This window comes from Acinetobacter sp. WU_MDCI_Abxd143 (genome assembly GCF_025514195.1).
In the GTDB taxonomy this organism is placed as follows: domain Bacteria; phylum Pseudomonadota; class Gammaproteobacteria; order Pseudomonadales; family Moraxellaceae; genus Acinetobacter; species Acinetobacter pittii_H.
Window position 1 is genome coordinate 132,147 of record NZ_JAHPTH010000004.1, and the last position, 10,963, is coordinate 143,109.

General features: G+C 39.5%; 13 protein-coding genes. 4 read left to right on the forward strand and 9 right to left on the reverse strand.

All coding sequences use genetic code 11. The features are described from left to right. Positions 1–7 precede the first annotated feature (7 nt). Both purU and KTI79_RS10615 read right to left on the reverse strand, forming a co-directional pair. Positions 8–871, reverse strand: a complete 864-nt coding sequence (purU, locus tag KTI79_RS10610; RefSeq protein ID WP_016144263.1) for a formyltetrahydrofolate deformylase — start codon at positions 869–871, stop codon at positions 8–10. 74 nt (positions 872–945) lie between these two features. Then, positions 946–1,638 carry a TetR/AcrR family transcriptional regulator gene (locus tag KTI79_RS10615; RefSeq protein ID WP_032054358.1) on the reverse strand — a complete coding sequence of 231 codons (693 nt, stop codon included), beginning with the start codon at positions 1,636–1,638 and terminating at the stop codon, positions 946–948. Between the two features lie 112 nt (positions 1,639–1,750). Between KTI79_RS10615 and KTI79_RS10620 the strand changes: the two genes are divergently transcribed. The 4 genes from KTI79_RS10620 to KTI79_RS10635 all read left to right on the forward strand — a co-directional run bounded on the left by KTI79_RS10620 (position 1,751) and on the right by KTI79_RS10635 (position 5,628). Next, positions 1,751–3,199 (forward strand): coniferyl aldehyde dehydrogenase, encoded by a 1,449-nt coding sequence (locus KTI79_RS10620; protein WP_032054357.1) that lies wholly within the window; start codon positions 1,751–1,753, stop codon positions 3,197–3,199. 167 nt (positions 3,200–3,366) lie between these two features. After that, entirely contained in the window at positions 3,367–3,603 is a 237-nt protein-coding gene (rpmB, locus tag KTI79_RS10625) for a 50S ribosomal protein L28 (RefSeq protein ID WP_000048256.1), read from the forward strand. 12 nt (positions 3,604–3,615) lie between these two features. Then, positions 3,616–3,771, forward strand: a complete 156-nt coding sequence (gene rpmG / locus KTI79_RS10630; RefSeq protein ID WP_001205031.1) for a 50S ribosomal protein L33 — start codon at positions 3,616–3,618, stop codon at positions 3,769–3,771. 147 nt (positions 3,772–3,918) lie between these two features. After that, positions 3,919–5,628: a cation:proton antiporter gene (locus KTI79_RS10635; RefSeq protein WP_032054356.1), complete on the forward strand. Its 1,710-nt coding sequence runs from the start codon at positions 3,919–3,921 to the stop codon at positions 5,626–5,628. Positions 5,629–5,663: 35 nt separating this feature from the next. On the opposite strand, the gene KTI79_RS10640 is transcribed toward KTI79_RS10635, so the two are convergent. The 7 genes from KTI79_RS10640 to KTI79_RS10670 all read right to left on the reverse strand — a co-directional run bounded on the left by KTI79_RS10640 (position 5,664) and on the right by KTI79_RS10670 (position 10,885). Further along, positions 5,664–5,942, reverse strand: a complete 279-nt coding sequence (locus tag KTI79_RS10640) for a hypothetical protein (RefSeq protein WP_002114792.1) — start codon at positions 5,940–5,942, stop codon at positions 5,664–5,666. A gap of 112 nt (positions 5,943–6,054) precedes the next feature. Continuing rightward, complete coding sequence (locus tag KTI79_RS10645) at positions 6,055–6,558, reverse strand: DUF6586 family protein (RefSeq protein ID WP_016142283.1); 504 nt, start codon at positions 6,556–6,558, stop codon at positions 6,055–6,057. 80 nt (positions 6,559–6,638) lie between these two features. Then, positions 6,639–7,001: an ASCH domain-containing protein gene (locus tag KTI79_RS10650; protein ID WP_032054355.1), complete on the reverse strand. Its 363-nt coding sequence runs from the start codon at positions 6,999–7,001 to the stop codon at positions 6,639–6,641. Positions 7,002–7,010: 9 nt separating this feature from the next. Further along, entirely contained in the window at positions 7,011–7,250 is a 240-nt protein-coding gene (locus tag KTI79_RS10655; protein WP_002115113.1) for an RNA recognition motif domain-containing protein, read from the reverse strand. A gap of 73 nt (positions 7,251–7,323) precedes the next feature. Next, complete coding sequence (locus KTI79_RS10660; protein WP_032054354.1) at positions 7,324–9,303, reverse strand: ATP-dependent helicase; 1,980 nt, start codon at positions 9,301–9,303, stop codon at positions 7,324–7,326. 115 nt (positions 9,304–9,418) lie between these two features. Further along, the gene (locus tag KTI79_RS10665) at positions 9,419–10,000 is read right to left on the reverse strand and encodes an HdeD family acid-resistance protein (protein ID WP_079284240.1); all 582 of its coding nucleotides are present in this window, start codon (positions 9,998–10,000) and stop codon (positions 9,419–9,421) included. A 126-nt stretch (positions 10,001–10,126) separates the two neighbouring features. Beyond that, the gene (locus KTI79_RS10670; protein ID WP_032054352.1) at positions 10,127–10,885 is read right to left on the reverse strand and encodes a hypothetical protein; all 759 of its coding nucleotides are present in this window, start codon (positions 10,883–10,885) and stop codon (positions 10,127–10,129) included. Positions 10,886–10,963: the final 78 nt, after the last annotated feature.

Consider the following 10,963-nt stretch of genomic DNA (forward strand, 5'->3'; position numbering starts at 1 on the left):
GCGTTATTTAGAAAACAACTGTCTTATTACCATCAACAATAATACGGTCTTCTAAATGCCATTTTACTGCACGAGCCAACACATTACGCTCAACATCTTCACCTAGCTCACGAAGTTGCTCAACATTATAGTCGTGGCTTACACGCTCAACGTCTTGCTCAATAATTGGGCCTTGGTCTAGATCAGCAGTCACATAATGAGCTGTCGCACCAATCAACTTCACACCTTTTTCATAAGCTTGCTTATATGGATTAGCACCCACGAAAGCTGGCAAGAAAGAATGATGGATATTGATGATTTTCATTTCCCACTTTGCAACAAAATCTTCACTTAGAATTTGCATGTAACGTGCAAGAACCAATAAATCATTGCCCTGCATCATTTCATCAATTTGCGCATAAGCTTCAGCTTTATTGTCTTTAGTTACTTTGATTACTGTAAATGGAATACCGAAGTTCTCAACAGATTCACGTAAATCTTCGTGGTTAGAAATCACGTGTGTAATTTCACAAGGTAACGACCCACGCGCATGGCGCCACAATAACTCAAGTAAAGCATGGTCGACTTTAGAAACTAAAATACCAACCTTTTTAATATCGTTTACGAAAGCAAGACGCCATTGCATGCCATAACGCTCAGCAACGTTCGCAGCAAATGTTTGAATTAGTGCATCTTTACGTGACTGTAAATGATCAAGTTCAAATTCAACACGCATGAAATAACGTCCGCCCTGAGCTTCCGTCGCATACTGGTCAAGCGCGGTAATATTTGCACCCTGATGGTACAAAAAGCTCGATACAGCCTGTACGATCCCAGGCTTGTCTTCACAAGTAATCAGTAAACGGGCTGTATTGGCAGTGGTCATATTCATTTGGTTAATATCACTTAATTGAGTCAAATTTTTAATAAGCCGAGTATTCTAGCGCTCTAAATAGGCAAGCACAACTATTCATCTTTTAGGGACGACAAGCTGGCAAATAGATCAGAAGGTCCCAGTGACTCAAGCAACTGCTCGTAAGTTGCTCGGCTTTCTCCCATAAGATAAGGACCTTCAAGGAAAACCATTTGGCGTAAAGCTTGCCAAACCCATTTTTCTTCTAAATGGTTATTGTCACTAATATGGCCAGACATATATAAAAAGTTTGTCCAATTCGTTAATACAATCCATAAGTTAATAATGAGCGCTTCAATTTCAGATGGCGTCATTTTCATAAGACCGGCATCGACAAAGGCTTGATAAATTTTTTGTCCTTGCTGCATGACCTGCCCTGCAAAACGCGGATAAATCTTTTTAAAGTCTTCGTTACTTTCAACTAGATGATACACATCACGATGAATAAAACGGTAACTCCAGAGTTGACCACTTAACACTTGAAAATAGTTAATTTTATCATTGGTCGTTAGTGGTCTGTCTTCAGGTAAAGAAAGCATGTCCAGAGTCTCAACCTGATATTGGTACATTAATTCCTTAATGATTTCATGCTTATTCCGAAAATGATAATACAAATTTCCAGGACTAATACCTAACTCCGCAGCAATATGATTGGTTGTAACCGACCGTTCACCTCGCTCGTTAAAAAGCTGCAAACTGATTTGTAAAATCCGGTCCTTTGTCTTCAGAGCTTTAGGTTGAGACATTTTAATAACCTTTAATAATTCACATGGTTAAGACTTGAACACATAAACTGACTTGACTATTTAGAGTATTTACTCTAAAAAATAAGTATATCAATATATTTGGTAAGTACCGATGAACAGTCAAACAAAAACAAATCCAGAGACTCAGCTTCCTTATGATGTTAAGCATTTACATGATTTGCTTGAACAACAAAAGCTGGCTTACCTACGCCATCCGGTACCCACTGCTAAAGAGCGTATTGATCGTTTAGCTCGTCTTAAAAGAGTCTTGGTAAAATATCAAGATCAGATTGCCGAAGCAATTAACCTTGATTATGGCAATCGTGCAGTTATGGAAACAAAAATTGGTGAGCTACTCACCAGTTTGGAACAAATTAAATATTACAGTAAGCATCTAACTGCGTGGATGAAACCATCAAAACGCCATATTAGTGTATTACATCAGCCTGCAAAAGGTTGGGTACAATATCAACCTATGGGTGTCATTGGTATTATTACACCTTGGAATTACCCATTATTGCTTTCAGTGGGACCTTTGATCTGTGCGCTAGCTGCAGGCAACCATGCCATGATCAAAATCTCTAGCGCTTCTCCAAACTTTGGACGAGTCCTTGAAAGTGCATTAGCTGAAGCATTCCCACAAGAATTAGTGGCTGTGGTGAATGGTGGTGGTGTGATCTCTGATGCGTTTAGTCATTTGCCTTTTGACAAAATGATTTTCACAGGCTCAACTTCTGTTGGTAAAACAGTAATGGCAGCCGCAGCTCAAAACCTTGTTCCCGTGATTCTTGAGTTAGGTGGAAAATCTCCAGCCCTTGTGCATGCATCAATGGACATGAAAGATGTAGCTCAGCGTATTGCTGTAGGTAAATTATGGAATGCGGGACAAACCTGTGTTGCACCGGATCATATTTTCTTACCACGCGGTAAAACTGCCGAGTTCATTGAAAACTTTAAATTGATTGTGGCTGGAATGTACCCTCATTTCCGCAAGAACAATGACTATACTTCTATTATTAATGATAAACAGTACAACCGTATTCAGGGCTATCTCGAAAATGCCCGTGATCAAGGTGCACGTATTGTTGAAATTAACCCGCAAAATGAAATTTTAGATGATGTCCGTAAAATTGCACCGACTTTAGTCACTGGTGTGACAACTGCAATGGATATTATGCAAAATGAAATCTTCGGGCCTATTCTGCCAATTTTAGAATATGACCAAATAGAAGAAGTCATCGAGTTTATTAATAGTCGTCCGCGCCCTCTAGCAATGTATTATTTTGACTATGATCAAGCACGAGCTGACTATATTGCACAGCACACCCATTCAGGGCATTTCGGAATTAACATGGTGATTACCCATGTGGCACAAGATGATTTACCTTTTGGCGGAATTGGCGCATCAGGTATGGGTAAATATCACGGACCAGAGGGCTTTTTTAGTCTTTCTCATGAGCGTTCGGTGATGTCAAATCCAAAACTTTATAGCCTTAAATACATTCTTCCACCATTCAATAAGCCTATTCATCGTTTCATTTCGAAAACCTTGTTGCGCTAACTGATCAAGGCATGATCTGTTATACTAAATCATGCCTCGTTTTTACCAATTTCGCTTGTCTTTTAATCGTATTTTTGGTATAAAACGCCCCTTGAATGAATTCATCCGTTTACATTTAGTATGACTGGCCACAGATTTGCTGTTGGCTGAATCAATGGAGTTACACCATGTCTAAGGTTTGCCAAGTTACCGGCAAGCGTCCAGTCGTTGGTAACAACGTCTCACACGCCAACAACAAAACCAAGCGCCGGTTCGAGCCGAACCTGCACCACCACCGTTTCTGGTTAGAAAGCGAAAAACGTTTTGTACGTCTTCGTTTAACCACTAAAGGTATGCGTATTATTGACAAATTGGGTATCGAAAAGGTTGTTGCAGACCTTCGTGCTCAAGGTCAAAAGATCTAAGGAGTCTGAGCAATGCGTGATAAGATTCGCCTCGTTTCTTCAGCTGGTACAGGTTACTTCTATACCACGACTAAAAACAAACGTACTATGCCGGAAAAAATGGAAATCAAAAAATTTGATCCAAAAATCCGTCAACACGTGATTTTCAAAGAAGCTAAAATCAAATAATTTTAGCCTCGAAAAAAGCGACTTCTTTATGAAGTCGTTTTTTTTTGCATTTTTTTTATACTTATCTTTTTGTTAAACTTTATCTATATTCCGCCTTGGCATTTTTTATGCTTGTCTTTAGCCTAACTCACGTAAAAGGAGTTTTTAGTGCCGCATGACGTAGATTTAATTATTTTACTTGCTGTTGGTTTCGGCGTTGCCCTCATTTTTGGCTATCTGGCAGCCCGATTACGACTCCCTCCTCTTATCGGCTATTTAATTGCCGGCATTATTATTAGTCCAAATACACCAGGTGTAGAAGCAGATATTCATCTTGCTAACCAGCTCGCAGAACTCGGGGTCATGTTCCTGATGTTTGGTGTAGGGATGCACTTTTCATTAAAAGATTTATTACTTGTTCGACGTATTGCCTTACCAGGCGCAATTTTACAGATCGCTGTTGCAACCTTACTTGGTATTGGGGTTTCAATGCTATGGGGCTGGAGTTTTGGTTCAGCACTTGTTTTTGGTTTAAGTCTGTCATGTGCGAGTACGGTTGTACTATTAAAAGCTTTAGGAGACCGTGGTCTTTTAGATTCAGTTAACGGCAAAATTGCTGTGGGCTGGCTGTTAGTCGAAGACTTAGTAATGGTACTGGTTTTAGTACTCCTTCCTGCTACAGCAGTTTTACTTGGTGGCAAAGCGCCAGCAGGTGCAGATGGTAATATCTGGTTAACCCTTGGAATCACCTTATTAAAGGTGATTGGCTTTATTGCCTTTATGCTCATTGTAGGTAAACGTGTAGTACCTATTATTATGCAGTTCGTTGCACGTTTAGGCTCAAGAGAGCTATTTACACTGACCGTCGTCGCTGCTGCCGTTTCAATTGCTTATGGTTCATATGCCATCTTTGGGGTTTCAATGGCATTAGGCGCTTTCTTTGCGGGCATGGTCGTTAAAGAATCAGACTTTAGTCATCGTGCTGAGGAAGAGACTCTCCCACTACGTGAAATTTTCTCGATTTTATTTTTCGTTTCTGTGGGCATGCTGTTTGATCCACACATTCTTGTTGAGAGCCCACTCCATATTTTAGCTGTTATTGCGATTATTATGGTGGGGAAGACACTTGCTGCAATGGCATTGGTTTTATTTTTCCGCTATCCAATCAATACAGCTTTAACAGTCGGGGCAAGCCTTGCACAAATTGGTGAGTTTTCATTTATTTTGGCCACCTTGGGCGTTTCTTTAGGGCTATTAAGCTTAGAAGCTCAAAATCTGATTCTAGCAGGCGCTTTATTCTCAATTACGCTCAACTCGTTCATCTTCTCAGCCATTGAGCCTGTCCAACGCTGGATTCGTGAGCGTTCTCATTTAGCCCGACTTCTTGAACGTAGTGGTGACCCATTAGCTATGTTACCCGATGAAGTTGATCAAGCTTACTTACGCGATCAGGTCGTGATTGTTGGATATGGCGGCGTGGGGCGACGCATCACTGAAAATCTAATTAATGAGAATATTAAGGTCGTGATTGCAGAAGAGAATCGTGAAATCGTAGAAAAACTGCGTCAGGCAAATATTGCTGCGGTGAGCGGTGTTGCTACCGAACCGAGCGTTTTAATTCAAGCACATATCATGCATGCACGGCTTTTGGTGATCTCCCCTATGGATATTTTAGATATCCACCGTATTGTGAGTATTGCTAAGCAATTAAATCCTCAAATTCAGGTATTAATTTGCGCAGAAAGCAAAGAAGAAGCAGCAATTATCCGTGAAGAAAATATTGGCGAAGTGTTCTATGCAAAAGAAGAAATGGCAAAGAATATGAGTCACCATATATTAAATCAGATCGAGCTTGCCCATCAGTCAACAATTCATTAACCCATATAAAAAGCGTACTTAAAAGTACGCTTTTTTTAACTCAAGAATTTAGGCTGTTCGTCTAATACCTCAGCCTGCCACTCGTTTACCTGCTTCTCTAGCAGTCCAAACAATGCAGCCTGAATCATATGCTGAGCAACAACTGGAGTCTGCTCACCCAAGATTGCTTTGACTTCATCGCTAAATTGAATTTTAACCAAGGGTTCATTTTCAGAACCTGCATTACGCAAGGCGAGTTCACCACCTTCGAGTTGAACCAATTCCAACACTGCTTCTTGATTTCCAAATAACTCTTTCAATTGCTGTATAGACATATACTTCCTCCATGTTTCAACATGGTGGCAAAGCACCCTTGCACTTTGCTTCTCTTGTCTTATTTATATAGGCACACCTAGTCTAAATTTCAAGCATCTAGGCAGTTTAATTTTAGAACTCGACCATTTCATTACGAAAACCATCAATTAAATGGCTTAATTCTCGGTGCCATTCACGCAAGATTTTAACATCTGGCAACCAAGACTGAGGACCTTGTGTCACTTTAATAATGAGATTAGAAGAAGTTTCTTCTTCTGGAGTCGGTTCTTTTGGTTCTGGGGCGTATTGGCACATACGATAAGCACGTTTTAACTCCGCAACAAAACCATCTTTTGCCAATTGCTGCAAAACGGACACTTCAGGAGAAACCTGCCCTTTTGCCGCCATATGTTCCTCAATAGATTTTAAAGTAGGTTGCAAATCATTTAAACGGTAATAACGTACCAATTCTTGTAAGAACGCTAACATTGCGCCATGTAAATGAAATACAGCTGTTTCACGATAAGCTTGTACCTGCTGCACATGATCGGTCTGCTCTGCCTGTTGACACGCTAGACGTGCAAAATAGAGCTTCTGATTGGTACGATCGGCATGATAACGAGCAACACGTGACATAACTAAACTTTCCTGTTCTAAAATCGCCATTGCAATAGCTATTCTTAGCTTAACGACTCCATTGATAAAATCAACGTTATTTATGGTAAATCCAGCTCAACTTGATAAATTTTACGTTTAGCTAAAACTTTTACTGGCTGTCTTAAAAGGCGAACATTACTTAAAACCCAAGCAAAATACCCTTCACACCAAGCAGATGCACATGCTGGCTCAATTTCATCATTTCGCCAACTATGAACAGAGTCGACATCAACTAAAGCGACAGCAACTCCTTCTTCTTGATCACTATCTTTGTTCAGAAAGTTGTGGTTTTCGACAATTAATAGATCTTTCACTGGTAGCTGTGTAGGTGTCCATGAACGTACTTCAAGTGTTTTTATACCTTGAGCGATACGAGTACCATTTGGCGTTACAATCGAAAGGGCTAAAAATTGTCTTTTCATAAGAAAAACTTATTCTTCGGCTGCTTTAACTCGAATTCCATAGCCTTTAACTTTAAGCGTATTTAAGCCTTTAATTGCCTTAATCGCTTCACGTGGATTAGGCATTTCAACAAAACCAAAGCCTTTTGATTTACCTGTGTCTTTATCAGTCACAAGAACACATGTATCAACTTTACCATATGCCTTAAACAACTCTAAAACTTCAGCTTCACTTACAGCACGATCTAAATTACGAACTAATATCTTCATTTTCTAACCTTAATTGGCAATAAAAGGGAGGGCCAATATACATTTAAGTAATCACAGCGTCTTATACAGTAGTTTAGTCCAGATCGATACCAAAACCTAAATTTACTGCAGGAGATCTGTTCCATTGTTTTTTAGTAAATTGCTGAGGTACTTGTCTATGTATCTTTGCTTGAACTAAATGTGTAGGTAAATCATTTAAGAAATAACTCTCGACTTTACGACCTTGCTCGTCATACGTGTCTTGCGACCACGTATTAAGATTTTGTTTCGTCAAGATTAATTCATTTTCAGCACGTGTTAAGGCCACATACAGCACACGGCGTTCTTCCTCAACATCATCAAAATCACCCTGTGCTCTTGCATAAGGATATTGATTTGGCGATACATGAGGTACATAACAAACTTTCTGTTCAGCACCCTTAGCTGAATGAATCGTAATTAGAGTCACCAAATCTTGATCAGCAGCTTTTTCAATTTCAGAAACTGAAATAGGTTCAAGCACATATTCTTCAAGGAATTCACCCAACGATGCATGCTTACGCGCAAGTTGCTTAACCAAATCAAAGTCTTTTAAACGGCGTGACCAGTCTTTAGTTTTATAATTTTGCTCTAGCTGCTCGCCTAAAGCATCAAGAGCCAAGCCAATACTTGCTTCAACATGCTGCTGTAGTACGTCTAGCTGTTTTAAAATTAAAATTGCTTGTAAAGGGACCTTACCATGGCGTTCAAGTCGTTGACAGCGTTCTTCAACATCAGCGATTCCCATTAGCTCTTGGGCTAACTTACTCGCTCCAACATCACCAATTCCATCCCATAAGGTTAAAAACCGCATCCAAGCCAAATCATCATGAGGGTTGCTCACAATACGTAGCAGGCTCAGTACATCTTTTACATGGGCCGACTCAAGAAGTTTTACGCCACCAATAAAGCGATAAGGTATTTCAGCAGCAATAAAAGCGCCTTCTAGATATCGCGCACTATAGCCAGAACGCACCAAGACCATATGATCATGCCAGTTTGCACCTTGTTGATGGCGCGTTATTAAATCTTGTGCAATCCAGTTTGCTTCTTCAAACTCATTACCAAACAAATGTAGCTGTGGCTTTTGTCCTTGGCCACGATGTGCTTGTAGCTGTTTTTGATAATCAATTGAGCTATGCGCCAATAGCCAATTTGATAAATCTAGAATTTCTTGGGTCGAGCGATAATTTAAAGCTAGTGTAAGTACTTCTGCATCGGGTATTCGTTCTTTAAAAGAATGAATATTTTCAAAGTCTGCACCACGAAAGCCATAAATGGACTGCGCATCATCACCCACACAAAATAACTTCACTTTACCAATTAAGGGCTGTAACAAAGCCCATTGCAAAGGGTTTGTATCTTGCATTTCATCAACTAGCAATGCCTGACAGAAGCCTGCCACCCAATTGGTGAGCGCTTCTGAGTTTTGTAAATGCACCGCCACAATCGACAAGATATCATCGTAATCTAAAAAATTACGCTCTTTCTTACGTTGTTCATAAGTTTTCATCAACTCAGCAATTTGTGCCTTGTGCTCATAGGCTTCTGGAAATTGCTTAAGCAGTGCTTCAGAAAGCTTAGTTTGAGTATTTCTTGCATAGGAATATAAATCGCACAGCTCTGCCGCTTTAGGTAAAACATTATCTTTGTCTTTACCTCTTAATAAGCGAAACATCAGCAACTGATCATCACGATCAATAATACTAAATTGATTTAAACCAAAAGCTTGTGGATTACGGCGCAGCAAATACATGCAAAAAGTATGAAAAGTCGAAGCTCTTAGGCCCTTTGCCTGTGCTCCTACATGCTGCTCAACTCTTGCAACAATTTCACTCGCAGCACGTCGAGTAAACGTTAAAATCTGAATTTGGTTCGCAGGCAAGCCTTGATCAATTAAATAAGCGGCACGAGCAACAATCGTCTTAGTCTTGCCACAACCAGCACCCGCCAAAACTAAACAGTTCTGAGCAGTCGTAGTGGCTGCTTTTTTTTGCTGAGCATTTAGTTCATTAATTAATTTTGCAAGACTCATAACACATATCGCTAAAACACCAAGACATAGTTTAACAGACCCCGACAACAGATGCGTCAGCCCTCCTAAAAACAAAAAAGAGCACCTCAAGTGCTCTTTGATACAGTATTTTTATTTAAGATACTGTTTTTGAACTAGATGGCAGATGCTTAATCGCAGAAGCTAAACCTAGAAAATTAATTCCTTGGAACAAGATATCTATGGCAAGAAACATGCCTAACACCCAAAAAGGTGAATCTTTAGAAACCAAAATCAAAATACCTGTAGCGAGTGTTAATAATCCTGAAAATAAGGTCCAGCCCCATCCAGTAATTGGCTTAAGTAAAATCGCGTTTACTGTACGTATAGCCCCGGCAATAATCAGTGCTATAGATAATAAACTCGTCAAAACCACTGCTGTGGTGACGGGAGTAGAAAAAGCATAGTAGCCCGCCATTAGATAAAGCACACCAAAAAGTGCCCATAACCATCGGCTAGCACCTTTAAAAACACTCATGGCCGCGACAAGATGTAAAACACCTCCCACCATCATAAGTATTCCAAATAAAAAAACCACAGAAAAGGTCGCAAATGGTAATGAACTAAACAAAATCAGACCGAAGCCAATAAGCACAAAGCCTAATATCAAATACCACTTACGATCAGCATGTAACTGATTACGCACCAAATCATTACCGACAGTTTTCATCATGGCCACTCTTATTATCAGGTATTAGAATTTCATCTACCTAATAATAGTGATGTACTTCACATTTTTTGTCTGTATAAAATCTGCATCGTTTCTTATCAATTAATGTGGATAAAACAGTATTTATCCACAGTTTTATTTCACCCAGCCAATTTCTTGAGCTGTAGGTAAACCTATGATTGTTTCATGTAAACCATTCGGCATTTTACTGCTCTGCTCAGATAACGGTGTTCGACCACCCATGATTTCAGCATCAGTTTGTGGATATAAAGAGACTTTTTCAGGTTGCGCATAACCTAAAGGATAAAGTGGTTGTCCTGTTTGTAAATCATATTTGTCTTGTGCCCCAAATCCATGTAATAGCTCATGAACAATCACGACCTGATTTTGTGAGGCTTGTGTTTTGGTCGCAAATAAATTCACACTACCAATACGACCTTTTTCTAAAGCAGTCGAATGGATCAAAACTTTTTGATAATTTGGGTCGTAATAGTTTAAGTAAAGTTTGAGTGATGCCCCATTGTCTTCAGGTTGTTGATGGCGCCATGCATAAAAACGGAACTTTAAACTCCACCACATTACATGAAAGATATTGGCATTCTGAGGAACCTCAGGAGGTCGTTGCTGTAACGGTTGCCCTAAACGAATAATAAAGTTCCCTGATTGACCACGATAATGTTGTGACCACTGCTCTAAATATTTTTTTATTTTCTCAAAATCAGAGTTTCGCAACTGATGAATATAGCTCTGTGATGTCTGTAAACCATCGGCATTAATAGGATGTAAAACAACAACAATAGATTGATTCCAATCTTGGTTTTGATCTCGCCATGCCTGAACAGCAACAATCAATAAAATAATTAACAAACATAAAACTCGAATGTTTTTCCACATTCTTTTTCCCCATAAAATTAAAATTTTCTTTTATTGTTTTAGATATAAAAAATGCTAGCTGAGCTAGCATTTTTTATT